This window comes from Bradyrhizobium sp. BRP19, assembly GCF_020194195.1.
Lineage (GTDB): Bacteria > Pseudomonadota > Alphaproteobacteria > Rhizobiales > Xanthobacteraceae > Bradyrhizobium > Bradyrhizobium yuanmingense.
On sequence record NZ_JADYVZ010000009.1, the window covers coordinates 1 to 22,653 of the forward strand.

General features: G+C 61.4%; 28 protein-coding genes and 1 pseudogene. 16 read left to right on the forward strand and 13 right to left on the reverse strand.

The window, feature by feature from the left end; genetic code table 11:
- The 3 genes and pseudogenes from I6F36_RS24570 to I6F36_RS24580 all read left to right on the forward strand — a co-directional run.
- Positions 1 to 191: pseudogene (locus tag I6F36_RS24570) on the forward strand (twin-arginine translocation pathway signal protein); the annotation flags it as partial.
- A 587-nt stretch (positions 192 to 778) separates the two neighbouring features.
- Positions 779 to 2,119, forward strand: coding sequence for an adenylate/guanylate cyclase domain-containing protein (locus I6F36_RS24575; protein ID WP_036046399.1), 1,341 nt, complete (start codon positions 779 to 781; stop codon positions 2,117 to 2,119).
- A 445-nt stretch (positions 2,120 to 2,564) separates the two neighbouring features.
- Positions 2,565 to 4,502, forward strand: a complete 1,938-nt coding sequence (locus I6F36_RS24580; RefSeq protein ID WP_225172386.1) for an adenylate/guanylate cyclase domain-containing protein — start codon at positions 2,565 to 2,567, stop codon at positions 4,500 to 4,502.
- A 5-nt stretch (positions 4,503 to 4,507) separates the two neighbouring features.
- Here the strand turns inward: I6F36_RS24580 and I6F36_RS24585 are convergent, their stop codons facing one another.
- Positions 4,508 to 5,341 (reverse strand): metal-dependent hydrolase, encoded by an 834-nt coding sequence (locus I6F36_RS24585; protein ID WP_050992072.1) that lies wholly within the window; start codon positions 5,339 to 5,341, stop codon positions 4,508 to 4,510.
- A 188-nt stretch (positions 5,342 to 5,529) separates the two neighbouring features.
- Between I6F36_RS24585 and I6F36_RS24590 the strand changes: the two genes are divergently transcribed.
- Positions 5,530 to 5,718: a hypothetical protein gene (locus tag I6F36_RS24590; RefSeq protein WP_225145328.1), complete on the forward strand. Its 189-nt coding sequence runs from the start codon at positions 5,530 to 5,532 to the stop codon at positions 5,716 to 5,718.
- A gap of 1,581 nt (positions 5,719 to 7,299) precedes the next feature.
- On the opposite strand, the gene I6F36_RS39720 is transcribed toward I6F36_RS24590, so the two are convergent.
- Together I6F36_RS39720 and I6F36_RS24595 are read right to left on the reverse strand one after the other, a co-directional pair.
- Positions 7,300 to 7,434 carry a hypothetical protein gene (locus I6F36_RS39720; RefSeq protein WP_260343353.1) on the reverse strand — a complete coding sequence of 45 codons (135 nt, stop codon included), beginning with the start codon at positions 7,432 to 7,434 and terminating at the stop codon, positions 7,300 to 7,302.
- 328 nt (positions 7,435 to 7,762) lie between these two features.
- The gene (locus I6F36_RS24595; protein WP_036007657.1) at positions 7,763 to 8,023 is read right to left on the reverse strand and encodes a hypothetical protein; all 261 of its coding nucleotides are present in this window, start codon (positions 8,021 to 8,023) and stop codon (positions 7,763 to 7,765) included.
- 261 nt (positions 8,024 to 8,284) lie between these two features.
- Between I6F36_RS24595 and rocF the strand changes: the two genes are divergently transcribed.
- Positions 8,285 to 9,262 carry an arginase gene (gene rocF, locus I6F36_RS24600; RefSeq protein ID WP_225145330.1) on the forward strand — a complete coding sequence of 326 codons (978 nt, stop codon included), beginning with the start codon at positions 8,285 to 8,287 and terminating at the stop codon, positions 9,260 to 9,262.
- A 72-nt stretch (positions 9,263 to 9,334) separates the two neighbouring features.
- Here the strand turns inward: rocF and I6F36_RS24605 are convergent, their stop codons facing one another.
- On the reverse strand, positions 9,335 to 9,751 hold the full coding sequence (locus tag I6F36_RS24605; protein ID WP_063888446.1) for a hypothetical protein: 417 nt from the start codon (positions 9,749 to 9,751) through the stop codon (positions 9,335 to 9,337).
- Between the two features lie 332 nt (positions 9,752 to 10,083).
- On the opposite strand from I6F36_RS24605, the gene I6F36_RS24610 reads away from it, so the two are divergent.
- Positions 10,084 to 10,293, forward strand: coding sequence for a hypothetical protein (locus tag I6F36_RS24610; RefSeq protein ID WP_036007651.1), 210 nt, complete (start codon positions 10,084 to 10,086; stop codon positions 10,291 to 10,293).
- Positions 10,294 to 10,588: 295 nt separating this feature from the next.
- The gene (locus tag I6F36_RS24615; RefSeq protein ID WP_036028856.1) at positions 10,589 to 10,867 is read left to right on the forward strand and encodes a hypothetical protein; all 279 of its coding nucleotides are present in this window, start codon (positions 10,589 to 10,591) and stop codon (positions 10,865 to 10,867) included.
- 94 nt (positions 10,868 to 10,961) lie between these two features.
- Here I6F36_RS24615 and I6F36_RS24620 read toward each other — a convergent pair whose 3' ends face one another.
- The 6 genes from I6F36_RS24620 to I6F36_RS24645 form a co-directional block, all read right to left on the reverse strand.
- Complete coding sequence (locus I6F36_RS24620) at positions 10,962 to 12,176, reverse strand: mandelate racemase/muconate lactonizing enzyme family protein (protein ID WP_074448219.1); 1,215 nt, start codon at positions 12,174 to 12,176, stop codon at positions 10,962 to 10,964.
- A gap of 138 nt (positions 12,177 to 12,314) precedes the next feature.
- Positions 12,315 to 13,601 carry an NRAMP family divalent metal transporter gene (locus I6F36_RS24625; protein ID WP_225145332.1) on the reverse strand — a complete coding sequence of 429 codons (1,287 nt, stop codon included), beginning with the start codon at positions 13,599 to 13,601 and terminating at the stop codon, positions 12,315 to 12,317.
- Between the two features lie 150 nt (positions 13,602 to 13,751).
- Positions 13,752 to 13,937 carry a hypothetical protein gene (locus I6F36_RS24630; RefSeq protein ID WP_036007759.1) on the reverse strand — a complete coding sequence of 62 codons (186 nt, stop codon included), beginning with the start codon at positions 13,935 to 13,937 and terminating at the stop codon, positions 13,752 to 13,754.
- 207 nt (positions 13,938 to 14,144) lie between these two features.
- Positions 14,145 to 14,771, reverse strand: coding sequence for a hypothetical protein (locus I6F36_RS24635; protein WP_036028865.1), 627 nt, complete (start codon positions 14,769 to 14,771; stop codon positions 14,145 to 14,147).
- Between the two features lie 50 nt (positions 14,772 to 14,821).
- Positions 14,822 to 15,142, reverse strand: a complete 321-nt coding sequence (locus tag I6F36_RS24640; RefSeq protein WP_225172387.1) for a hypothetical protein — start codon at positions 15,140 to 15,142, stop codon at positions 14,822 to 14,824.
- A gap of 162 nt (positions 15,143 to 15,304) precedes the next feature.
- On the reverse strand, positions 15,305 to 15,568 hold the full coding sequence (locus tag I6F36_RS24645) for a hypothetical protein (protein WP_225172388.1): 264 nt from the start codon (positions 15,566 to 15,568) through the stop codon (positions 15,305 to 15,307).
- A 63-nt stretch (positions 15,569 to 15,631) separates the two neighbouring features.
- On the opposite strand from I6F36_RS24645, the gene I6F36_RS24650 reads away from it, so the two are divergent.
- From I6F36_RS24650 to I6F36_RS24670, 5 genes are all read left to right on the forward strand, one after another.
- Positions 15,632 to 15,859 (forward strand): hypothetical protein, encoded by a 228-nt coding sequence (locus I6F36_RS24650; RefSeq protein ID WP_036043993.1) that lies wholly within the window; start codon positions 15,632 to 15,634, stop codon positions 15,857 to 15,859.
- A gap of 200 nt (positions 15,860 to 16,059) precedes the next feature.
- Complete coding sequence (locus I6F36_RS24655) at positions 16,060 to 16,251, forward strand: Myb-like DNA-binding domain-containing protein (RefSeq protein ID WP_036007637.1); 192 nt, start codon at positions 16,060 to 16,062, stop codon at positions 16,249 to 16,251.
- A gap of 332 nt (positions 16,252 to 16,583) precedes the next feature.
- Entirely contained in the window at positions 16,584 to 16,775 is a 192-nt protein-coding gene (locus I6F36_RS24660; RefSeq protein WP_057028646.1) for a CsbD family protein, read from the forward strand.
- Positions 16,776 to 17,049: 274 nt separating this feature from the next.
- Entirely contained in the window at positions 17,050 to 17,298 is a 249-nt protein-coding gene (locus tag I6F36_RS24665) for a hypothetical protein (RefSeq protein WP_225133184.1), read from the forward strand.
- A 117-nt stretch (positions 17,299 to 17,415) separates the two neighbouring features.
- On the forward strand, positions 17,416 to 17,685 hold the full coding sequence (locus I6F36_RS24670) for a hypothetical protein (RefSeq protein WP_057028648.1): 270 nt from the start codon (positions 17,416 to 17,418) through the stop codon (positions 17,683 to 17,685).
- Here I6F36_RS24670 and I6F36_RS24675 read toward each other — a convergent pair.
- Positions 17,679 to 17,903 (reverse strand): hypothetical protein, encoded by a 225-nt coding sequence (locus tag I6F36_RS24675; protein ID WP_225133183.1) that lies wholly within the window; start codon positions 17,901 to 17,903, stop codon positions 17,679 to 17,681. The two genes, I6F36_RS24670 and I6F36_RS24675, sit on opposite strands and share 7 nt — an antisense overlap.
- Positions 17,900 to 18,100, reverse strand: coding sequence for a hypothetical protein (locus I6F36_RS24680; protein ID WP_225172389.1), 201 nt, complete (start codon positions 18,098 to 18,100; stop codon positions 17,900 to 17,902). The genes I6F36_RS24675 and I6F36_RS24680 overlap by 4 nt, the downstream gene beginning before the upstream one ends.
- Positions 18,101 to 18,431: 331 nt before the next feature.
- On the opposite strand from I6F36_RS24680, the gene I6F36_RS24685 reads away from it, so the two are divergent.
- The gene (locus I6F36_RS24685; protein WP_225172390.1) at positions 18,432 to 18,605 is read left to right on the forward strand and encodes a hypothetical protein; all 174 of its coding nucleotides are present in this window, start codon (positions 18,432 to 18,434) and stop codon (positions 18,603 to 18,605) included.
- Here the strand turns inward: I6F36_RS24685 and I6F36_RS24690 are convergent.
- Positions 18,583 to 18,774 (reverse strand): hypothetical protein, encoded by a 192-nt coding sequence (locus I6F36_RS24690; RefSeq protein ID WP_225172391.1) that lies wholly within the window; start codon positions 18,772 to 18,774, stop codon positions 18,583 to 18,585. The genes I6F36_RS24685 and I6F36_RS24690 overlap by 23 nt on opposite strands.
- Before the next feature lie 298 nt (positions 18,775 to 19,072).
- On the opposite strand from I6F36_RS24690, the gene I6F36_RS24695 reads away from it, so the two are divergent.
- The 3 genes from I6F36_RS24695 (at position 19,073) to I6F36_RS24705 (ending at position 22,601) form a co-directional block, all read left to right on the forward strand.
- Positions 19,073 to 19,798: a DUF4261 domain-containing protein gene (locus I6F36_RS24695; RefSeq protein ID WP_225133182.1), complete on the forward strand. Its 726-nt coding sequence runs from the start codon at positions 19,073 to 19,075 to the stop codon at positions 19,796 to 19,798.
- Between the two features lie 251 nt (positions 19,799 to 20,049).
- Entirely contained in the window at positions 20,050 to 20,673 is a 624-nt protein-coding gene (locus tag I6F36_RS24700; RefSeq protein ID WP_057028650.1) for a DUF1629 domain-containing protein, read from the forward strand.
- 317 nt (positions 20,674 to 20,990) lie between these two features.
- Positions 20,991 to 22,601: a hypothetical protein gene (locus tag I6F36_RS24705; protein WP_225172392.1), complete on the forward strand. Its 1,611-nt coding sequence runs from the start codon at positions 20,991 to 20,993 to the stop codon at positions 22,599 to 22,601.
- The last annotated feature ends 52 nt before the right edge of the window (positions 22,602 to 22,653 follow it).

The following is a 22,653-nucleotide window of genomic DNA, read 5'->3' on the forward strand; positions in this document are numbered from 1 at the left end:
ACAAGCTCGCGGTGAATTTCGGTTTCGGACGGAATTGGGCGGGCATCCACTGGCGTTCCGACGCTTCGGCCTCAATGGCGATCGGCGAAGAAGTGGCTATCGGCATGCTGCGGGACGAGCGCATGACCCTCCGCGAACCTTTCGACGGCTTTTCCTTCACGCGCTTCGACGGCAGCCGCGTGACGATCTGACAGCAGTCGGGCGACGCCCCCCGCCGTGGGGCGCCGCCCCGGTCCTGTGCAGAGTAGTGGAAGCGTTTATGCCCGATAGCCTATTGGTGGGAGCTGAGCGCGGCGCCTGCTCAATCAACGAGGACCCAAGCCGGGGGCGACTCTCGTTCTGATCATCTTATGATGCGTGGTTGACCTGACCCGTGAACCGCAAACTTTCAATGACCGGAGCAGCCCACCAAATGCTTGCTTACCAACAATCTTAAAGACAGCGAAATTGCTCGGCATCGAGATTCCGGCATTCTTTCTCGACTGTGCCGACGCGGTGATCGAGTAGGCACAGTCCACTTCAGGAATTGGCCCATCGTGTCACATTGCATCGCCGCACCAACTCGGTAGCTTTCGGGACGAAGCCGACATCAAAGGGTGAGCAAGATCGGCCGGACCGGTCGCGTTTGACCCGAAACGCACATCGCGGCCGCACCTGGTTCCCCAGTCGCCCGGTACTTACGGGTGGGCGGCAGCCAAATTCTCCACCGAATTTCGCTAGCCTGACGCGGAATGAGGTGCGACACTCGCGCCCGCGGTTTGTCACGCAGTAGGCCACCATGGCTGACATCCCGGCCACTCACTATGTCAAAAGTGACGACGTCCATATTGCCTATCAGGTGATGGGCGACGGTCCGCGCGACCTGCTGTTCGTCCCAGGTTTTGTCTCCAATGTCGAAGCGCTCTGGCAATCGCCGGCACGCGCTTCCTTTTTCCGCAAGCTTGCAACGTTTGCGCGGGTCATCACGTTCGACAAGCGCGGCACCGGAATGTCCGATCGCGGTTCCCAGATCTTCACGCTTGAACAGCGGATGCACGACGTGCAGGCGGTGCTGGACCAGGTTGGTTCTCAGCGGGCCACCTTGTTTGGCGTGTCCGAGGGCGGTCCGATGTCGCTGCTCTATGCAGCTACGTATCCCGAACGCACGTCAGCTCTGGTGCTTTGTGGCACTTATGCGCGACGCTCGTGGGCCCCTGACTACGCATTCGCATGGACCGATGCGCAGTGGAGCGCTTTCCTCGATGACATTGAGCACCATTGGGGTTCGGCAGATGCGATGAGTTTGCTGATGTGGGCGCCTAGCCTCGCTGGCAATAAGCAGGCACTTGAGCAAACCGCCGCCTACTTCAGGGCCTCGGCAAGCCCAGGCGCGGCATCGGCGATCATGCGCATGAACCGGGAGATCGATGTCAGGGACATCCTACCCGTGACGCGTGTGCCGACCTTGATTTTGCATCGCACCGATGAGCGCGTCATTGACGTGAAGCATGCGCGCTACATGGCGCAGCAGATTCCTTGCGCCAAACTGATTGAGCTCAGCGGTCAGGACCATATGGTCTGGGTTGGCGATCAGGATGCAATTATCAATGAGGTCGAAGAGTTCGTCACCGGGCATCGGCAAGCAGCGGAGCCGGACAGGGTGCTTGCAACTGTGCTGTTTGTCGACATTGCGGGATCGACGGAGCGCGCGGCCGCTCTCGGCGACGGCGCCTGGCGCGTGCTGCTGGATGCGTTCTATGCCAAAGCTCGGGGCGTGCTCGGCCAGTATCGCGGCCGCGAAGTCAATACCGCCGGCGACGGTTTCCTTGCCACGTTCGATGGCCCTGCGCGCGCTGTACGTTGCGCAAGCGCAATCGGCGACGCGGTGCGCCCACTCGATCTGAAGGTCCGTTGCGGTTTGCATACCGGCGAGTGCGAATTCGTCGCTCACGATATTGTTGGCATTGCCGTGCATATTGGTGCACGTGTGGCGGCGCTAGCTGCCCCGGGTGAAGTTCTGGTCTCACAGACGGTTCGCGATCTCGTGGCAGGCTCTGGATTGACGTTTGAGGAGCGCGGCCGCCACATTCTCAAAGGCGTGCCCGACAAATGGCGTCTGTTCCGTGCGGTAACGACCTAGCACGTCTTCACCCGCCATGCGGTCAACGCACCGATGACCGCTTTTGGCCACCGCTGACTTCGCCTCTTAGGCTCGCAGCGTCCGCTTCCGAGGGCTGAGGGGAAACCGTTGCCGGAGCCGCCGATGGCAGCCTTTGACCCAAAGCCGACCTGCCGCAATGGAATGAATGCAGACGACAAGGAGCTGCCCGAGCCAACACGGCCTTACTCGAACGTACCCGGCTAGGCTTTCCTGCCTGACGACGGATCACCGGTCGGACGTCAGCGACTGGGGTCCGGACGGAGTACATCAGTCCTGATTCAAGCCGGTCCAAGTGTCAGCGGTGGCGTCGACTCGCCGGACAGCCGACCCTCGCGTACCAAAGCCTCGCTTCGTACCCCGCTGTGCCTTGAAACCTTGCATCTCAAGCTGCAGAATTGCCAGGCACCCCAAAGGCTGACGATGGATGCCGCTGCGGCAGGAACAACGGGTTGAGCGGCACCTTGCCGCGATTTTTGCGGCGGACGTCGCGGGCTACTCGCGATTGGTAGGCCTGGACGAACTTGGCACCTTGAAAGGCCTCGCCAGCGCGCGTGAGGTCATGGACACTCTCATTGAGGAGCATGGGGGCCGGATTGCCAACACTGCGGGTGACAGCGTCCTGGCGGAGTTCCCGAGCGCGGTCGATGCCGTTCAATGCGGCGTTGCGGTCCAGGGTCGACTGCTAGAAATGGGACGAGAGATCGCTCGAGACCGGCGTGTCCAGTTCCGGATCGGTATTCACGTGGGGGATGTCGTAGCGCGCGGGCGAGATCTGCTTGGAGATGGGGTCAATGTCGGCGCGCGGCTCCAAGAAGTCGCCGAGCCAGGGGGCGTGTGCATCTCGGGCGCCGTCTACGAGCAGGTCCACAAGGCGCTCCCATTCTCTTTCAAGAATCTGGGTCTTAAAAAACTCAAGAACATCGACCGAGCGGTCCAGGCCTACGCTGTTTCGAGCGAGAGCCTGGGTTCGGCGCGGACGGGCTTCGCCGACCCGACCGCGCACGATGGCGCGTCGCAGCGGGCGCGAAGCATTGCCCTTGCTGCGATCGCCGTCGCTTCCCTGGTGGTTGCGAGCGCGGGCGGAGCCGTGTGGTGGATGGGGGCCCAGCAGCGAGGCGGGGTGCAGAACGCGGGCGACAGCACCCCGGTGCGGTCCGACAAACCCTCAGTTGCCGTGCTGCCGTTCTCCAATCTCAGCGACGACAAAGCCCAAGAATACTTCTCGGATGGGATTACCGATGATGTGATCAACGAGCTTTCCAAAGTGGCCGGACTCTTCGTCGTCGCCCGCAACTCCACCTTTACCTTCAAGAACACTGCCGTGGACGTGCGAAAGGCCGCTGCGGATCTCGGGGTCCGCTACGTGGTGGAAGGCAGCGTGCGCCGAGCCGCGGACCGGATTCGCATCAACGTTCGACTGGTCGATGCGGCGAGCGGCGGGCAGCTCTGGGCAGATCGCTACGAGGGCGCGATGGGAGATGTTTTCGGGCTGCAAGATGAAATCGCCGGCAAGATCACGCGAACATTGGCGGTTCAGTTGACATCCAAGGAGCAGGGGCAAATCGCCACCAAGCGCACCGAAAACCCGGTGGCCTACGACGAATTCCTGAAGGGTTGGAACAGGTACCTTCAGCAGAATCCGAAGGCCGCGCGCGAGGCGATCGGCCACTTCGAGCGAGCGATCGAAATCGAGCCGAATTACTCTCGTGCTTTTGCTGCGCTCGCGGCCACATACTGGCAGATTGCAAGGAGACAATGGCAGGAAGAGAGGTTCGGGCTAAGATCGGTGCACGATGCGCGCTTGAAGGCTGAAGAGTACATCACAAAAGCACAACAGTCTCCGATTTCCCTCAATCATCAGGTCGCTTCGGCCATTCTGTCTCAGCAAGGAATGCACGAGAAGGCGATCAAAGAGGGAGAGCGAGCAATCAGCATGGATCCCAACGACGCGAACGCCTACGTCGCGCTCGCTGGAGCGTTGAGCTTAGCCGGTCAGCCGGCCAAGGCTCTTGAGCTCGTCCTCCATGGCATGCGGCTCAATCCATTCTCCCCACCTTCTTACTTTTATGAACTCGGATTGGCCCAATTCGGGTTGGAGCAATTTCAAAGTGCAGCGGCAAGCTTGGAGCGGGCTATCGCTCTCAATTCAGACGACCGATGGGCTTATCGTGTGCTTCTCGCCGCCTACGGCCATTTGGGCCGGAAAGCGGACGCTGAACGGATCTTTTCGTTGGCCGAGAAGAATCGACAGGGACTAGACCCACTCTCCATTCGAGGAACTGCTTTCTGGTATCCCTTCAAGGATTCAGCGGATTGGGAACGTATGGCGACGGGCCTTAGACTCGCCAACGTGCCCGATTAGCGGCCTCAAAATCTCATTACCTGACCTGGGGCGACGTCCAAGACCTGGACACTAGTAGATCCTAAAGCTTTCTTGAATTCGGCCGGGGTTCGGTTCAGCACCGGAAAGGTGCCGTAGTGTATTGGTATCACCGCTTTCGGCTTGATCAGCTCCCGAACCGCGTAAGCGGCTTCGTCAGGCCCCATGGTGAAAAAGCCCCCGATGCACACCAGCGCGAGGTCCGGGTTGTGGAGCTCCCGAATGAGCGCCATGTCGCCAAAGGCGCTGGTGTCGCCCGTGTGGTAGACCTTGAAGCCGTTCTCCATCTCAATCACGTAGCCAACGGAAACTCCGGCCCCTCCGCCTTGCCGGATGGATGCTGACTGGTCAGGGTTCCTTATGCCGAGAATATTGTAGTCGAGCGACGAGCTGTGATCGGCCGGCACCATATGGATCTTGACGCCCCGGCCGAGCGGCTCGGCCATGCCGCCCCTATTCATGGCAATAACGTTGTTCTCTTCAAGGAGACCCAGCGCGACAAGATTTCGTCCGAACTCGTAATTGGCAAGAACCTTGGCGCCCGTCAGACGTGCCAGATCGAGGAGATCGGAAATATGATCCTGGTGGCCGTGCGTCACTAGGATCAGGTCCACTTTTCCAATCGCCTTCAAGTCCCGGTACTCAGGCGGCGTCTTCGGGTTTCTGGTGAGGAAGGGATCAATCACTATCACTTTGCCGGCGACACTAGTGATGCGGGTCGTTGCGTGCCCAAGCCAAAGCACTTCCACCGGTTGGGCTGCGGGATAGCCCGGAACGATCACGAGAAAGAAGCTCACAAAGAGAGCCCACTTGGCTTTCATTGGAAACTCCGAACAACCGCTTCTGCTTTCGTGATTACTCTATCACGGTATTCGACGGAGTCGCACGCGATCCGACTGAGAGCCCGCGGAACTTGGAACCATGTTCAGGCGATCTAATTGGAACGTTGTCCATCCCAGCTGAGGACCAGCGGTTTCTTGGCAAGCATCTTGATGAGGGAGGAGCCAAAATGGACGACGAACGAAAATCATCAAAAACAGGGGAACGGGCCGCTGAAGGCTTGCGCGAAGCAGCTTCCAAGGAGGAAGAAAAAACCGAGAGCAAGATGGGGCAGGATCTAGCTAAGGGCGCTGATCGTTTCGAAGAGCGCTCGAAAAGCTCCGATGGAAGAAGCGCAGGCGAGAAACAAGAAGACTAATCCACCAGCAGACCCGTCCCGGCTTTCCGGCTTTCTGACAGAACGCACCCTCAAACGACTGCGCGGCGTTTACGCATAAGGCGATGATCTGCCTGCGCTGGCTATTCGTGCCAAGGAAAGGGGCGGCTCGCGCGTGAAGCGCGCTTATGACCCCACGGCAGACGTTAGGCTGTTCGCGTTGGCAAGTTGCTCAAGCGGCCGTGCTGCTGCCTAAAGCACGGCGACATCGCGAACGCAATCGGCGGACGCTTGCGCGAGCCGCGCTCAGCATTCGACCCTTCAAGGTGAAGTCTACCGTTGGCAGGTGCCACCGCGGCAATGCGACGAATAGTGCCTTCGGTACTCGGCTCCGGGACCGAACCGCAGCGCGAGCCAGTCCTGACGGAGGATGGTCTCACTAGGGGGCGGTCGCAGACAACAGGGTTGGGGGACATTGGTTCGCGTCAGCTTTGGCTCCGCAGCGATTTTCACGATGCACCAAAGCGCGATGCGATTAGGATGAATCGTCATCGCGCTTTAGGTTATTGTTTGAGTATGATCTTATCGGAAAACCGCTACGCACTTTTCCGGATCATGCTCTAACGCACAGAGGCGTCGAATGCCGTCACCCGTTCCAGGCTGTAGCAGCGAAAGGAGGCGTTGTCGGTCCTGATCAAGAACACGCTGGGCTCTGCGCAATGTGTCCAACTCTATTTCAGCGGTAGCGGTATCCTTTCCTTCCCGCTTCAACTGAAGGATCGCTCTCTCTTGCTCTGCAAGGCGTCGTTCTCCTCGCTCGACCTGCCTCAACGCATCATAGACGAAGGTCTTGTCCATCAGTGTGCTCAGCTGGCGCCGCCAATCTCTTCTTTCTCGATCAACCTCAGCTCCGTCTCAACGTTCCCGCTCGCCACCGCTTTTCGCCGAAGCCAATCTCATGCGCCGGGCAGATTAAAGCTGCTTGTGCCCGCAGAGCACTGCACTGGCGCCGGGCTGGTTCCTTGTGGCGATTCTTCAGAGCCGCCTCATCGATCCAGGTACCGCTTGGTCCCTCGGTGCCATTGCGAGAGAGAGCAGCCGCACGCGCTCGTTGTCACGCATGCCAGCATTCGGTCATCGTCTTGGATCCAGTCAGGCCCCGAGGAGGCTTGCTTGCCGGCTGTCGCCAGCCACAGCTTGTGTCCCTCGCATGCTCGGGCAGATAGATAGCTCGCCGTAAAGAAACTAATTCCCCAGCGGACTGCATCGTTCAAGTCCTGGCGCAATTAAATATTAATATAATACGCAATTTTAAATGAATTAAATGCTGGACGAGATTTAAATTTGGATTAGAATGAGGGCCGCTTGGCGCCGGATGAACGCGTCAAGGACCTCCTAGAAGCGGCCCCATCATCCCGCCCTGTCGCCCCGTTCCAAGGATGTAAGGGCCGCTTCTAGGGCAAATTGTGAGGCAAATCATGCACCTGTCATTAGGTGATTTGTTCCTCATCTGCGCGGCAACGGCTACGCTCCTCATGATTGAGATCGGAGTCTTGATGATCGTGGGTCTGATCTGAGCCAGTGAAGAAGAGCGTAGGGACTGTTCTGAGGACCACCTACATATCACGTCTCGTTATAAGCGTGTTCGGCCTCGATCGCGCGGAGCAGGGCGGCAAGGCTGGGATATTCCGCGCCATTGCGGACGTAGCAATTGACGTGCTCGGCATAGCGGGCCGATCCGTCGGGCTTGCCCTGCAAGTGAACAGCAGCACGGCACTGTTGGCGGAGCTCCGGCTCGTTGCTTTCCGGAAAGCATCCGGAACGGAGACGTTCCTATTATAAAGCGAGGAGATTTTCGTCGGGGGCGAGCAGCTTCACGCAAGTGCCGCTTTCGTGAAGCATCAGCTAGATTAGCCGTTCTCGACCGTATAAGGCGATGCTGGCGCCACACTCTGTGGCGCTGACCTTTCGTTGGTAAAAGTAGCACTCCGCTTGGCTCTGACGTAGATCGGCTCCGAGGCCGGACCGCAGCGCCGAGCCAGGCCTGACGCAGGACGGTTTCACCCAGAGGGCGATCGCAGAACAGCTACCGCCGGCGCGCCACCGCGACGCCAAACAGGAAGGCGACGAACAGGCTGGCAAGCGGTGCTTCGCGCGTGATCGCGGAAACCGTCGCGAGTGCCCCGCCGGGCTTGCGCGATTCCTCGACTGCGGAGGTGAGGCGATCGACCGCTGCGTGCAGGCCTCCGGCGACTTCACCAATGGTGCGGGAGACGTCCGCGGCCGTATCGATGGCACGCTCGGCCATGCCGGGCTGGGACGAGGATTGCGGTATCTCCGTGCTCAAGGACGCGACCTCCTGGCGTGATGATCGAAGCCGGCACCTTTGGCTATCCGCGCGAGCGCTCGTTTTGAACAGCGGGTCTGGTGACCTTTGGCTATCCGCGACAGGCGCCGTGATTGACGGCGGGTGCCGGCCTTGGATGAGCAATTCAGCGCAGGGGATTTTGTTCCGGATGATATGCCGGCGGCTTGCGCGCTCCCCGGGAAACGACGGGTGCGAATCTCTGTTAGGCTGGGTGAACCTTGCTGACGTCAGGAGACAGCCGTGACCGACCGGACCATGACGGATCGAGCCCGGCACATCGCCTTGCTTGGCGCTCCCATCGACATGGGGGCTTCGCAGCGCGGCACCTTGATGGGGCCTGCGGCGCTGCGCACCGCCGGCCTTGCGACATTGCTGGAAAGTCTTGATTTCGAGGTCGTCGATTATGGCGATCTGTCCATAGCCGAAGTCCGGGACCTCACCGACAGGCCGCCCGAACAGGCCAATCATTACCGCGAGATCCAGCGCTGGACGCGCGTCCTCAGCCGCAAAGGCTATGAGATCGCGACATCAGGTGCGCTGCCGATCTTTCTCGGCGGCGACCACACGCTGTCGATGGGGTCGGTCAATGCGATGGCGCGGCATTGGCAGGAGCGCGGCCGCGAACTGTTCGTTCTCTGGCTCGACGCCCATGCCGACTACAACACGCCGGAGACGACGATCACCGCGAACATGCACGGCATGTCAGCCGCGTTCCTGTGCGGCGAGCCCGGGCTCGACGGCCTGCTCGGCGACGATCCACGCGCCTCGATCGGCCCGGACAAGCTCGATCTGTTCGGCGCGCGTTCGATCGACAAGCTCGAGAAAGAGCTGATGCGCACGCGCCGGATCAGGATCGTCGACATGCGTCAGATCGACGAGTTCGGCGTGGCCGTCCTGATCCGCCGCGTCATCGAACGGGTCAAGGCGAGCAATGGCGTGCTGCATGTCAGCTTCGACGTCGATTTCCTCGATCCTTCCGTGGCGCCGGGCGTCGGCACCACCGTGCCGGGTGGCGCCACCTATCGCGAGGCGCATCTGATCATGGAGCTGCTGCACGATTCCGGCGTCGTCGGATCGGTCGACATCGTCGAGCTCAATCCGTTCCTGGACGAACGCGGTCGGACCGCGCGCACGGCGGTCGAATTGATCGGCAGCCTGTTCGGTCAGCAGATCACCGACCGGCCGACGCCGAGCAATGCCATCGCACCAGGCGAGTGATGGCCGCTGGCCTGCAAGCGAAAGGCCGCGCCCATGTCGAGCGCGGCTCTCGTGGCGCCTGATCGGCTGCTCTCACCAATGGCGGTGGTGCCGATGCCAGTGGTGCCGAACGACCGGATAGGACCCACCGTAATAGGCGTAGGCGGGGCGCACGACGCGGCGATAGCGATAGCCGTAGGATACAGGCGCCGTGTAGTAAGTGGTGGTGTAGCCACCGCCCCATCGATAGGGTTCGTCGTATCCGTAGCCGTAGGCGTAGGGGCCGCCGTAGTAACCGGCACTGTAATAGCGGGGACCGCCATAGTAGCCATAGCCAGGTCCCCAGCCGTAGGCGGAGGAGGCAAGGCCACCGATGACGGCGCCTGCGACCAGGCCGCCGGCGATGCCAGGTCCCCAACCTCGCCAATGGGCTTCGGCGGGAGACGTTGCTGCGATCGAGCTCAGGCCCAGAGCGCCGGCCATCAGGGCTGACATTGCAATCTTCTTCATCAACATACCTCTCACATCACATTGCCTTAGGGAATAACGGGAAGAATAAGCAATGGTTGCTGCTGGCCGGTAACGACGCCAATGGGTGCTCGGCGTCGGGACGGCGTCACCGAGAATTCGGGCCTGGACGGCGACGCCCGCCGTTCCCATCAGTTCGACCAAATGCCTCCAAGAGGTTCGGGACTGCCCCGAGCCGGCGCGCGGCGCGCCGAGAAAGAATCCGATCAAATCGCCCCTGAATCATTAAAGGGTCGAATACCGGGAAAAACCGGAAACTTTGGAGCCTGTCCTTAAGTTGGGACGCCACGAGTTCGGATTTCCGGAGAGCAGGCATGGACGACGACATGGTCTTGAAGAACGCCGCGGACACCGCCTGGACGGTGTACCGGGCGCGGCACCCCGAGGTCGCCGCGCACGACACAAGGCGCTGTCTGCTGGAACGCCATCTGCAGAGGAGGTGGGAAGAGCACCCAAGCGATACCGAAGAGCTCGCCTCTTTCGGGATAGCCTACCTGCACCGCCTTCCCAGGGATGAATGTTGACGTGCATGAAGATGCTCGTTGTCCGCGTGGCCCGCACGAGCACGAGGCCGAGTTGGACCCTGCTTGCGATTTCATGTCTCATCTCGGCGACCATCGTGACGGTTTTGCGCGTCGTGTGCGAGGGATAGAGCTTGCGCCCGGAGTGCCCGAGCCGGGAACTCCTCCCAGCAACCCCGTCGCCTCGCGCGAGGCCACGACCGGCGCGGCATCGCCCAACGCTACGAGCTGCAACAGTAGGGGAACCGGAGGGGGCTCGACCGAATTAACCTGCGATAGGAAGATTGCGGACCCTTCGATGACATATGGTCGCTTCGCCTACTCAATGTCCAGAGCCCTGCGTCACCCCGGCGTGATGGCGTTGATCGTGGCGGGCGTGACGATTGCGGCCATGCTGATCGTCGACCACGGCCCGTGGAGCCGGGCCAAGACACAGCCGGCCCACGTCGCGATGTACGCGACCACGGGCGAAGCGGCACGGGCCGCTGGCGCCCTGGTGCTCCCGACCGATCCGAAATCGCCGATCGAGCCGCAGCGGCCGAAGACGTCTCCAACCGTCAATCCCGTGACGCCGTAAAGCGCGATGAATCGTCATCGCGCTTTAGGTTATCGTTTGAGCATGATCTTTTCGGAAAACCGCTAGACACTTTTCCGGATCATGCTTTAGCCTCTCAGCTCTTGCGGCCGTAGTTGAGGAGCCCGCCACTCGTCTTCGGCGGATGAGCCCGCAAGGCTTCCTCGTTCGGCTCGGTGCCCCAGCCGGGCCGGTTCGGGATGATGAGATGGCCGTTCTCGATCTCCGGCTCGTGCGTGAACAGCTCGCGATCCCAGGACAGACGATCGATGTCGATCTCCATGATGCGCAGGTTCGGCACCGCGGCGCAGAAATGCGCGTTCATCATCGAGCAGAGATGGCCGTAGAAATTGTGCGGGGCGACGTTGACCTCGAAGGCTTCGGCCGCCGCGGCGATCTTCATCGACTGCCAGACGCCGTTCCAGGGCGTGTCGATGATCGCGACATCCATGGCCTGCGCGTGGAAGTAGGGCAGGAATTCACGCAAGGAGAGCAGCGTCTCGCATGACGAGATCGGGTGCGGGCTTTGCTTGCGTATGTAGGCGAGCGCTTCCGGATTGAAGCTGTCGATCTCGACCCAGAACATGTCGAGGTCGGCAATGGTGCGCAGGATCTTCAAGTAGCCTTCGGTCTTGGCGTTGAAGTTGCAGTCGAGCAGGATGTCGACGTCGGGGCCGGCGCCGTCGCGGATCGCTTCCAGATGCATGTGCAGGTCGCGCAGGATCTTGCGGTCGACGTTGATCTCGGGCGCGAAGGGCGAGCCGAAGCCGGGGCGCCAGCCGGTCGGCTTGCCCTCGTCATAGGAGAAGATGTTGGTCTTGAGTGCGGTGAACTTCTTCTCGCGCACCTCGCGCCCCATCGCCTTGACGCCGTCGAGAGTTTCGATCGCCGGCTTGTACCAGGACGGGTGATTGATGCGCCACGTGGCGCAATGCGACCAGTACACCCTGACGCGGTCGCGGACCTTGCCGCCGAGCAGCTCATAGCAGGGGACGCCGAGCGATTTCGCCTTGGCATCGAGCAGCGCATTCTCGATCGCCCCTAACGCCTGCGCCACCACGCCGCCGGCCGCAGGACGCGTCGCCGCGAACAATTCGGCAAAGATGCGCTCGTGCTGGAAGACGTTCTGCCCGATGACCCGCGCCGAGAGGCGCTGGATCGCGGCGCCGACGCCGGGCGAGCCAAAGCCTTCGTCGAATTCGCTCCAGCCGACGATGCCGTCCTCGGTCGTCAGCTTGACGAAATGATAGTTTCTCCAGCCGGCATCGCAGGCGAGGATCTCGAGGCTCGTTGCTTTTGAAGATTTGGTCATGTCGCTCCCTGTCGCCCGGCCGGGCTTTTCTTGTCGCCCGATCTTGAGCCGGGCCCGGACCGCATTGTTAAGCCAAGCGCGGGGCGGCGGGAAGATGCAGAGATGCGGCGCGGCAGCGCGTCCGAAGCAGGCCTTGCGTCAGCCGATCACCGACGAGCCGAGCAAGGCGAGAACGGCGAGCGCCATGACTGCGGTGCCGAGCCAGCCCAGCGCGATCAGCCAGGAGCGGGCCCTGAAGCGGCCCATGATGGTGCGGTTCGAGACGATCAGCATCATCATCGCCATGATGGGGACGGCGACGATGCCGTTGAGCACCGCGCTCCACACCAGCATGTTGATCGAGTCGATGCCGGTGAAGCCGAGGCCGAAGCCGATCAGGGTTGCCGCGGCGATGATGGTGTAGAAGCCGGCCGCCTCGTCCGGCTTGGCCTCCAGCGTGGCGCGCCAGCCGAAGATCTCGGCAACGCCATAGGCCGCCGAGCCCGCCAGCACGGGAATGGCGAGCAGGCCCGTGCCGATGATGCCGGTCGCGAACAGGGCGAAGGTGAAATCGCCGGCCAGCGGCCGCAGCGCTTCGGCCGCTTCCGTCGCCGAGCCGATATTGGTGATGCCGTTGGCGTGCAGGACCGATGCGGTGGTCAGGATGATGAAGAAGGCGATGCCGTTCGAGAGCAGCATGCCGGAGATGGTGTCCGTCTTGATGCGGTCGAGCTCGTGATCGCCGCCGCGCTTGAGCTGGCGAAGCGGCTTGTCGCGCTCGCCCTGGTTCATCTCCTCGATCTCCTGCGAGGCCTGCCAGAAGAACAGATAGGGGCTGATGGTGGTGCCGAGCACGGCGACGACCATCAGGAGATAGTCGGCGCTGACGTTCGGCTTCGGCCACACCGCGGCGAGCAGCGCCGTGCTCCAGGGGATCTGCACCGTGAAGGCGGTCGCGACATAGGCGAACAGCGCCAGCGTGAGGAATTTCAGCACCGGCGAATAGCGGCGATAGGGCACGAACACCTGCAGCAGGGTCGAGCCGGCCGCGAAGATCAGCGCGTGCTCGTGGTTGAGGCCGCCGATGACGAGCGAGAGCGCCTCGGCCATCGCGGCGATGTCGGCGGCGATGTTGAACGTGTTCGCAGCGACCAGCATTGACACCAGCGCCAGCACCGCCCAGCGCGGCGCGACGCGCATGACGTTGGCGGCGAGCCCCTTGCCGGTGACGCGGCCGATCTGCGCGCTGACGAGCTGGATCGCGATCATGAACGGCGTGGTCAGAAACACGGTCCACAACAGACCGAAGCCGAATTGCGCGCCGGCCTGCGAATAGGTGGCGATGCCCGACGGGTCGTCGTCGGCAGCTCCGGTGATCAGGCCGGGCCCCAGCCGTTGCAACAGCGTCGGCGCGGATTTCGTCGGGGTGAGGGCGCTGTCGCTCATGAACGGGCTCGAACGGGTGCGGACGTCGTCTTTAGCAAATGCGAATCGAATGCCATAAGTTCCCGCTGCCGAAGCGGGCGGCTGATTTCCGAAAATGCTAAGTCGAGTTTGCTCCGTCGGGCAAAACAGGGCTATATTGCCATCATCGGCCTACCTGATGCTGACGAACATGCCCCAGGCCGCGGCCAGCGCCGCGCCGGTGAAGAGAACCACCGGGTTGTCGCAGAACGTGCCGCCATACCTGCACACGTCCGCGCCGAATTGGCCGAGCTCATGACGGCTCGCGGAATAGAACAGTCCCGACAGCACCAGCAATGCAGCGGCGACGTAATACATCGAAGGTCTCTCCGGCTTGCCCCGTCCAGGCGACATGTCCCAGCATGAGGCGAAGAGATTTCACTTCGGCCAATCCGCTTTGCGGCATTTGAGATAAAGTTTGACCCGTCGGGCAAAACACCGGCAAGATCATCAACGAGTGCCGGCGTCGCGATGACAAAAAGGCCCCGCATCGCGGGGCCTTTGTCGTGTCGGAGCTCTGCCGCTCTATCGCCGCGAGCCTACGCCGTAGAGTTCGCGCTCGCGGACGACATCCTCCGGCGACAATGGCGGGCTTGCGGCGTCGAAGTCGGTCCAGCCGGACTTCTGCCATGCGGCGCTGCGCTCCTGAAGGTTGACCGATCGCTCGTGCAGAAGCGCATCGAGGCGCGCGCGGTCCTGGTCCGGCACCCTCGCGGACACCAGTGTGCCGCCGCGGCGGACGCCCTCGGCATAACGCGATGCGTCTTCCCTGGAGACGCCGGCCTCGGTCAGGGCGCCGATGATTCCGCCGGTGGCCGCGCCGGCAGCCGCGCCGGCCGCGGTCGAGGCGAGCCATCCGGCCGCGACCACCGGACCAAGGCCCGGGATGGCAAGGAGGCCAAGGCCTGCGAGCAGGCCGGCGGCGCCGCCGAGCCCAGCGCCGATGCCGGCACCCGTGCCGGCGCCTTCGGCGCGATCATCGGTGCCGTCGCGGTCACGATCGACCTTGCCGGAGCGTGAGCCGTACCAATTGTCCGAATTGTTGGCGACGAGGCTGATGTCGGAATGCGGCACGCCGGCGCTTTCGAGCCGGGTCACGGCCCGCTCGGCATCGGCGTAATTGTCGTACAGGCGAGAGATGGTGGTCGTCATGTCTGGATCTCCTTGCTCGCGGATGACTTGCGCGAATTACTTGGCGGAAATTACTTGGCGGGGTTGACGTTGCCCTGAAAGTCGACGCTGACGTCGGTCTTGGTGCCGGCCTTGTCGGCCTTGCCGCGCCAGACGCCCTCGTTGTCCTTCTGCAGGCCGGAGACGTTGGAATAGCCCGCGCCCTCGATCCGCGATTTCGCCTGTCCCTCGGTGAAGCTGTTGCGGCCCGCGACCGGCGCGTTGGAGTTGTTCTGGTCGGAACTGTTCACGGCGTTGTTGCCCGGCCCGCTTTGCGCCGGCTGCGACTGAGCGCCCGCGGGCACCGAACCAAGCAGCAACAAGGTTGCGGCCAGAATTGTCAGATGTTTCATGTTGTTGTCTCCTGCAAGTGATTGTGCGGGCGACAACAAGTGAGAGTCGGATTGGTTGCTATTGGTTTGGATGAGTTTGCTGCGGCTCTTCGGTCGCGGCTCTTTGGTCACGACCAGGAGCGAGTTGCCGCCGCGGCCGCAGGGACATGCGTCCGCCACCTGCTATTTTGAAGATTGCACTGACTCGGCCTGGCCCTTGGTCGGCTCCCACGGCGCCGGAAGGATCACGCGGATGGGGCGGGCTTCGGGGGCGCTTTGAACCACAGGTGCGGCCTGATCCTTGACGGGCTCGCCCAGCGCCACGCTCATCAGTGCAACCAGCAGCGCCAGGGAAGTTGTCACCAGCCGCACGTCCAGCATCGAAGCCTCCTGTTTGCGCACCAACGCAATCCGCCGGAATTGGTTCGGGACGGTGATCGGGAACAAGTGGCAATTTGTCGGGTTTGTAGAAGACAAGCCTGGATGACCGGGCTGCTGGAGGAGGACACGATGAACTTCAAAGCAATCATTGCCGCCGCCGTGCTGACGTCGGTTGCGGCTCCCGCGTTTGCGCAATCGTTCTACGTTGTGCAGGACGTCAAGACCAAGAAGTGCACCATCACCGAGTCGAAGCCGACGACCACGGAAACGACGGTCGTCAGCGGCGACACCGTGTACAAGACCAGGGCGGAAGCCGAGGCCGGCATGAAGACCGTCAAGGTCTGCACCTCGAACTGATGCACTGAGCGAAGGTCTCACCCGAGCCTGCGCTCGAAACAATGCCCGCGCGGAGCGATCCGTCGCGGGCTTAATTTTTGCAAAGTTCAGCTTACCAAGCCGCTGTTAGTGTCGGTCCGCCACGCGCGGCCAGATAGGAACTTGGTCCGTCCGGGTGGATTGTCGCCAGCGCTTTGAACGACGGGTGAGCCGCTCCAACCATGCAATCACGCTATCCCTTGTTGAAGAGGTGGACGGCGGACGAGCATGAGCGGCTGAAAGCGCTGGCTGAAGCCGGACGCCGCCCCGACGAAATTGCCGCAGAGCTCAACCGGAGCGAAGCGGCGGTGCGGGTGCGGGCCTGGCAGCACGGCATCGCGCTGCGCGGCGTCACGCAGAGGCGCGGCAAATAGCGCGTGCTGGGGGCGTGGACTCGTCAACACTCGGTCAGCGGGTCGGTGTCTGCTTCACGCTCAAGGCGGATTAGGACGCCAAGCGAAAAACCCGGAGTGTGAGCGTCCGGGCCGATCGCAAGTAAGAATTGCAAGTCCAATGCAGGAGCTAAACCAAACCTCAACGGCCCTGTCTGTCCACTTTTGCACACCCGCGGCGAGCAACAAGTACAAGCTGCGTAAACAGCTCATGGACATCGCAATCGACCGTTCTTCGTGTGGTGCGCGTCTCGCAGGAACGACAGCGCAGCGTTTTCGTTGTGCTCGTCTTCTAGACAAGGAGGATAACGATCATGGACCGTGAACATGTGAAGGGCGCCGCTGACAAGGCAAAAGGCGCGATCAAAGAGGGGGCTGGCAAGCTTACCGGGGACAAGGACCTCGAAGCCGAAGGCGAGATGGATAAGGCCAAGGGATCCGCCCACAACGTCGCTGGGAATGTAAAGGACGCAGCGCGGGACGCCTCTGACGCCCTCAAGAAATAACCGAAAAAGGAAAGTCTGAAACTGGCCGCCTCAGGGCGGCTTTTCCTTTTCTGCCAAGCCCACGGCGACGACGAAACACGCCTGAAACAGTGCTGAAACCAGATCGTCCTGAACTCGGCGCCCGCCGGGGCCGACCAACCAAGCGAAACGGAGAGACAATCATGATCCAGATCGGTTCGAAGGAAGAAGTCGCGCTGCTGCTGGCGCTGTTTGGCACCCACACCCAGAAGGCAGAGCGGCCGAAGCCGAAATCCCAGCAGAGGTGAGTGACGCCATGCCCGGTTTGGCCGAATGCCAGAGCCTGCTCAGGCTCCTGATCGCCAGGGGCGATCCCAAGGCCATCCCGCTTGCCAAGGGCGCCATCGACCAGTACCTCAACACCGCACCCGCGAGCATGCGCGGGCGGGGCCTGCGCGTGCTTCAACGCGATGCGCTGGACCAGCACGATGTGGCGGTCGGCGTGCAGCGCTCGTTCGCCGAGACGGTGGACGCCTACATCGAGCGCAAGCTTGCGGAGGAATAGGCGGGCCGGTCGCAGATCGGCCCCCTGTTCCCGGAACCCATTGGATCCCAAGAGATTTTTTAGTCCCGCCGGAAACCTTTGTCCGTGCTTCGGCCTATAGGGCAAAGGATTGCACTCATGGCCCGATACTACTTCGACCTTCGCGACGACAAGGGAATTGCGCTGGACGAGGAGGGGCTGGAATTGTCGAGCCCGCGTGCCGTTCAGGCCGAGGCCGCCAAGTCGGTCGCTGACCTCGCGCGCGATGCGCTGCTCTCCGCGCCGCTCACCGGCGACCGGCGGGAGCTGGCGATCGACGTGCGCGATGCCAGCGGTCCCGTCATGCAGGTGAAGTTCTGCTTCCAGATCGAAGACCTGAAGTCGCGGCCGCGCTCACGCGGTCATTGACGCGTCAGCGTCGGGCGGGACGGCTCGGGCAGGGGCGGGCAGAGCTGCTCGGAGTCCAGCACGGCGATCTTCCGGCCGAGCTGCCAGACCTCGACCTTGCCGAGCCGCGTGAACCGCTTCGCAAAATCCAGCGCGGAGGAATCGGACGGGGCTTCGAACGCTTCGGCGGAGCGGAAGACACCGTTCTCGCCGATGAGATAAGCGCGATATTGCATCATGTCGGCGCCCTCAGGCCGGGCGAGCGCAGCCAGGAATCGATCTGCATGGCGGTTTCGTCGCGGCGCGCCTGGCGCAGCAGCATGTCGCGGCGGGGGCCAGGGGCGAGCTTGCGCGCTTCCTCGCGGCAACGCTCCGCTTCGTCCGCGAGTCTCTCGCGCAAGGTGGTGGTGTGTTTGAAACGACGCCGCTTCTGCATGGGCGTGCTCCCTCGTTAGAGTAGGGCGGGAGCGCAACTGGCGTTCTCATCACCGATCTCTGCCACGGGCCTTGCGGTGATGATTAACCCTACGCCTTTGGCAGAGGCGAGTCACATCATTTGATATGGCGCGCTGATTTATTTTCGCGGGCGAAGCTTGAGCATCTTGAGTGGCTTACTCAATTTGCGGCGCCGCGATTCTTGCGTGCACTATTGAACAACATCGATCTGTGTTAGTTGATGTGGCATCACCGGCCAAGGCTTCGTCCGTAGGCGTCGGTGGCTGAGAGACCGAGCGTGCTCCCGCCTGCAAAGCAAGGGGAGCACCGCGATGCAAGTCTATCGGCCGTTGCCTGCCGACCACGAGCAGGCCGAATACATGCGCCGGATCGTGCGCGAATGCCGCGAGCTGCTGAAGCAGCCGCCGCCCGATACGTTTCTGGGACGCAGGACGCACGAGCCTCTCCAGGCCGACGACGACGCTACGCCGAACGAGGAGCGTTGACCGTCAGCGCGATCGCGACGGTCGGCGAGAGGCCGGATTGCAGCGTGCGGGTTTGGGCGGCGTTGGCGCAGATCGCGCGGGCGAACGCGCGTTGACGTGTCAGGGCGAGGCGAAGCTCTTCGGCTTCGCGGAGGGCGGCATCGGCGCGCGCCAACAGGGGATCGGCCATTGATCCGTGCATGGGCCGTGCAACGCGGTGTGTTGCCGGTTGTTCCTGGGAGGGCGGCCCCGGTGTGGCTCTGGCGACGGCGCGCGCGGTATTTCTTGTTGTTGCGTGAACCCCTCTATCTTGCGCTCACCCGGAGCGCGGAAAACGCCGATTGACATTGTTCCCTATTTGTTCTAAAGAGGGTTTCAACCTCTGGGCGAACAGCCGAAGTTTGACTCACACTGGAATTTCTGCGGGGTCGTTGATGAGTAGCTCGCTTCTCTCTTTTGTCCTGTTGAGCAGACCGGTGACGCCTGACATGTCAGCAGTCGCCAAAGTTCTTCACGCCCGCCATCCGGAATTGGCAGCAGAGGCGCCGGACGATAACGAGCTGCAACCGGCTCAAGCGAATTCGCCGCTCATCCGCTGTGGCAACGAGCTTGTTGCGGTCATGTCGATGCCGGCGCCCATCCCGCAGGATCCGGGGCTTTGGGCGCGCGCTGCGCGAACTTGGCCCGAAAGCGAGGCTGTGGCAACGAACCATCAAGGCCACATTATCGTCTCGCTGCTCGGAAAATCTGAGCAGCCGCTGGTCGCCGCCCGCCTTACGACTGCAGTCATCGGTGCATTGATTGCCACCGTGCCGGAATGTTGCGGCGTGGTGTGGGCGGGCCGGGTGGCACAGCCGGCCGATCTATGGCTCGATGCGTCTCGCTGGTCGCTCGCACCGTATCCGGACTATCCCTTTAGACTATGGGTCGACATTCTTCCGTTCCGGTCAGGTGCGAAGATCGGAGCGATCACGATGGGCTTGTCCGCGTTTGTCGGCCGCGAGATCGAATTCGTGACCGGTAAGCTCGCGCTTCCGGCGTTGTTCGACAAGGTGGCAGGACTTTCCGTGTATCTGATCGAGCACGGAAACGTGGTGAAGGACGGTGATACGATCGGAGCAAGTGCGAGCGAGCGGATTGCAGTGCGCTACAAGAACTCTGATGTTTTTGGAGGTCTGCCGGTGTTCTATTGTACGGATGAATTCGAGCACTAGTCTCCCAAACTTCTTGCACGTGTCGAATGGTAGTTGCACTGCTCGAAATCGCTTTGACACGTCGGGCAAAACACTGGCAGAATGGCATCATGGAGAAAGGCCGATCAAGCTCGCGGGAAGCCGCGGGCTTTATTGTTGCGCGCAAGCCTTGTTCCACGTGCAAGTCCATGGTGCGCAAAGAAATCGGCTTGAGAACTTCAAAGCTCTGAGAAGCGCCGTGGGCCGAGCGATAGGCAAGGGAGCGACAAACGATGCCCGAGTCAGGTATTGCAGCGCGAAAGAAAAAGTCGTCAAAGCTATACAAGTTCGAACGGGATATTAGAGTTAGCACGTCGCCCGGTTGGAACATGGAAAATTTCGACGCCTTGGGCGTTGGCCCCGTGCTGTATTCACCACGAGGCAAGCGAAGCTTTCCTCCGCTCCTAGAAACGCCGCGGCTGCTGATCGCCAGATCTCTCGGGCGGCCGCCGGCCGACTGGGAGCCATTTCACGACTTTTGGCTCGTGTCCGATCGAATGAAAAACGTTCTCGAGTCGGTGGACAGAGAGGGGGTTGCTTTTCTGAGATGCGAAACGCGGTCGTTGAGAGGAGAAGCACCGGTATATTGGCTCTGCGACATCGTCCGTGAGCTCGATGTCATCGATGAGGAGAAGTCGAACTTCAAAGTCCTGGAAGATGGGACTGATTTCAGGCGGTATGTCGGCACGGCGATGGATTCCACGTTCGTCTTTCGCGAAGAGGTCATCGGTTCGGCTCATATCTTCCGAGCCCGCTTTTTGAACAAAGTTGTTTGTAGTCAAGCAATGAAGGATGCTTGTAAGGCTGCAGGCCTGAAAGGTCTAAGATTCGGAAATCCCTACATCAATTGGGGTTGATCCCAGACGTAGCGCACTGAGATACCGTCGAAAGTCTCCCAAGACTCAATGATCTATCAACGCACGTGAACCGCCCGCGTCCGAAGGTGCTTGCGTGTTGTTGGCGCGGGGGATTCCCCCGATCTACGTGATGTAGCCAAGCGCTCCGCTGTCCCGAAGCCTTCCGGCAGATGCCGACGTCGGCAACAGCTTCGTGCCACAACGTTTACCGGCACGTCGGACGATACAACCCGCAAATCCAGCGGCCGGCCTCCCCCGTGCAGGCCATCTAAACAGCATTCAAACCAGAACGCCGGCTGCATTCAGGAGCAGCTCGGATGCCGGCGCACGGCAGGAGCCGCAATTTCATGTTTCAAAATCACCACATTTTACTTCAGCATTTCGCCGACCACCCGGTCGTCCGCTTTTTACGTGGACGGTTCGAAGTTGACGCAACTCGAAATCGTATGAGTTTGCCCTCCGTACAATCGGCGGCAAGCGATCTGGGTGCGAGCCCTCATACTGGAGGCCATCTCGGGGCGTATCATCAGGGGTTCGGCGACTACCTTAAGACGGTAGAAGAATCTCCGAGGTACGCGGCGGCTCTCGCGGGTGACTCGCATGAGCTCGATGAGCTGGTGTCGGACGTAAACGCACTCGTGGCGGCCGCCAAGTACGCGCTGGCGAGCGGTCATCTATTTGCCAATACTCCTACGGGAATGACCACCGAAAACGCAAATGCGGTGAACAAGCAATGGTTCGACAACTGGAGAGCATACGCCGCCGATCATCAGACGCAGATCCGGGAGATGCAGGAGACAGTGGACCAATTCCTCGCTGCCGGTCGCGCGGACGCGGCCTTGGACTTTCCGCTTCTCTCTCCAACCAGCGGTCTCAGCATGGCAGAGAGGATCGCAATCCTGAAGCGTTCGCCGAAAGGCTCTCCTATCTCGCTGCAATTTACCAACGTCGGACCTGTCCCCGATCTTCCGGGCCTGGTGCCGCCCTTCGTCAATACGCGTTTGCCAGGTTTTATTCCGCCGTCGCTTGAGGGAATCAACGAACCGGAAGGATTTACGCCTAGCAATCCGCTTATCACGTACGGGTTGCCGGGATTTCCGGCGACCAATCCTCGAGGCTTTGGACAACTACCTCCTACTACTGGGGTGGCCGAGGATCCTTTAGTGCTCAAGTATGATCCAGCAACCGGTTGGCCCCTTCCATTCTCCGAACGCTCACCGATATTGGACCCTGGCGCTCCGTCTCATGCAACGCCGCCGGCTGGCCTCTACATGGGAGCGGGACTTGCTGCGGCTGCGGTGTTAGCGCCACAATTCTTGCCTCTCTGGGCTCGGGTAGGGGTCGCTGGGCTAGCTGCTAGCGTACCGACGCTGGCAACTGCTGGGACTGGCGACGGAGGAGTGTTCTCCACCGGAGCGCCCGCATATGATCCATTCAATCGCGACCAGACGAGCAGCTATGTTGGCGGCTTGAATGCGGGCCCTTGGTCGAACGAAGATGCCAAAACGATCGCAACGCCCTTGGCGATGGGGCACCGCGGAAATCAGGACGAGACCTCTGAGGGACCAACTGAGCAGCCGCAAGCGCTTCAATCAGGAGTCTCGCGCTTAAGCGCATCAGTCGCGCCCGAAGATGTCCGGCGTCTCGCCCGTGTGAATGAGACGAACGCGGGCAACGTGTTTATATCGGGCAGTGCGCCAGTCCCGTATCTGCCGTCTACCGCATTCGACGATCGGTATGGCAATTGGACTATCCCGGCCGCTCGCGGCCAGCAGCCGCAACCCAGCAAGCCGATCGGCGTGTTTGCAGACGAGCCGAGTTATCTCATTCCTCCACAGATCTTCGGAGTGGACGGCTCCCTCCATCCGCGCGATGATGGCGAGGAATGGTCCTCGCGCTGGATACGGCCTTTGCTTCCGCCGCAATGACGTTTGTGTAGTGGAGCGAGAGTGGTCGTTTGACACGTCGGGCAAAACACTG

Coding starts and splice junctions, on each gene's coding strand:
- I6F36_RS24660 (WP_057028646.1), top strand. CDS start 16,584: ATGGACCGTGAACATGTGAAGGGCGCCGCTGACAAGGCAAAAGGCGCG.
- I6F36_RS24620 (WP_074448219.1), bottom strand. CDS start 12,176: ATGACCAAATCTTCAAAAGCAACGAGCCTCGAGATCCTCGCCTGCGAT.
- I6F36_RS24590 (WP_225145328.1), top strand. CDS start 5,530: ATGGACGACGAACGAAAATCATCAAAAACAGGGGAACGGGCCGCTGAA.
- I6F36_RS24605 (WP_063888446.1), bottom strand. CDS start 9,751: ATGAAGAAGATTGCAATGTCAGCCCTGATGGCCGGCGCTCTGGGCCTG.
- I6F36_RS24680 (WP_225172389.1), bottom strand. CDS start 18,100: ATGCAGAAGCGGCGTCGTTTCAAACACACCACCACCTTGCGCGAGAGA.
- I6F36_RS24665 (WP_225133184.1), top strand. CDS start 17,050: ATGCCCGGTTTGGCCGAATGCCAGAGCCTGCTCAGGCTCCTGATCGCC.
- I6F36_RS24695 (WP_225133182.1), top strand. CDS start 19,073: ATGTCAGCAGTCGCCAAAGTTCTTCACGCCCGCCATCCGGAATTGGCA.
- I6F36_RS24625 (WP_225145332.1), bottom strand. CDS start 13,601: ATGAGCGACAGCGCCCTCACCCCGACGAAATCCGCGCCGACGCTGTTG.
- I6F36_RS24685 (WP_225172390.1), top strand. CDS start 18,432: ATGCAAGTCTATCGGCCGTTGCCTGCCGACCACGAGCAGGCCGAATAC.
- I6F36_RS24610 (WP_036007651.1), top strand. CDS start 10,084: ATGGACGACGACATGGTCTTGAAGAACGCCGCGGACACCGCCTGGACG.
- I6F36_RS24700 (WP_057028650.1), top strand. CDS start 20,050: ATGCCCGAGTCAGGTATTGCAGCGCGAAAGAAAAAGTCGTCAAAGCTA.
- I6F36_RS24635 (WP_036028865.1), bottom strand. CDS start 14,771: ATGACGACCACCATCTCTCGCCTGTACGACAATTACGCCGATGCCGAG.
- I6F36_RS24615 (WP_036028856.1), top strand. CDS start 10,589: ATGACATATGGTCGCTTCGCCTACTCAATGTCCAGAGCCCTGCGTCAC.
- I6F36_RS24655 (WP_036007637.1), top strand. CDS start 16,060: ATGCAATCACGCTATCCCTTGTTGAAGAGGTGGACGGCGGACGAGCAT.
- I6F36_RS24705 (WP_225172392.1), top strand. CDS start 20,991: ATGCCGGCGCACGGCAGGAGCCGCAATTTCATGTTTCAAAATCACCAC.
- I6F36_RS24640 (WP_225172387.1), bottom strand. CDS start 15,142: ATGAAACATCTGACAATTCTGGCCGCAACCTTGTTGCTGCTTGGTTCG.
- I6F36_RS24650 (WP_036043993.1), top strand. CDS start 15,632: ATGAACTTCAAAGCAATCATTGCCGCCGCCGTGCTGACGTCGGTTGCG.
- I6F36_RS24580 (WP_225172386.1), top strand. CDS start 2,565: ATGCCGCTGCGGCAGGAACAACGGGTTGAGCGGCACCTTGCCGCGATT.
- I6F36_RS24670 (WP_057028648.1), top strand. CDS start 17,416: ATGGCCCGATACTACTTCGACCTTCGCGACGACAAGGGAATTGCGCTG.
- I6F36_RS24675 (WP_225133183.1), bottom strand. CDS start 17,903: ATGATGCAATATCGCGCTTATCTCATCGGCGAGAACGGTGTCTTCCGC.
- I6F36_RS24630 (WP_036007759.1), bottom strand. CDS start 13,937: ATGTATTACGTCGCCGCTGCATTGCTGGTGCTGTCGGGACTGTTCTAT.
- I6F36_RS24585 (WP_050992072.1), bottom strand. CDS start 5,341: ATGAAAGCCAAGTGGGCTCTCTTTGTGAGCTTCTTTCTCGTGATCGTT.
- I6F36_RS24575 (WP_036046399.1), top strand. CDS start 779: ATGGCTGACATCCCGGCCACTCACTATGTCAAAAGTGACGACGTCCAT.
- I6F36_RS24690 (WP_225172391.1), bottom strand. CDS start 18,774: ATGGCCGATCCCCTGTTGGCGCGCGCCGATGCCGCCCTCCGCGAAGCC.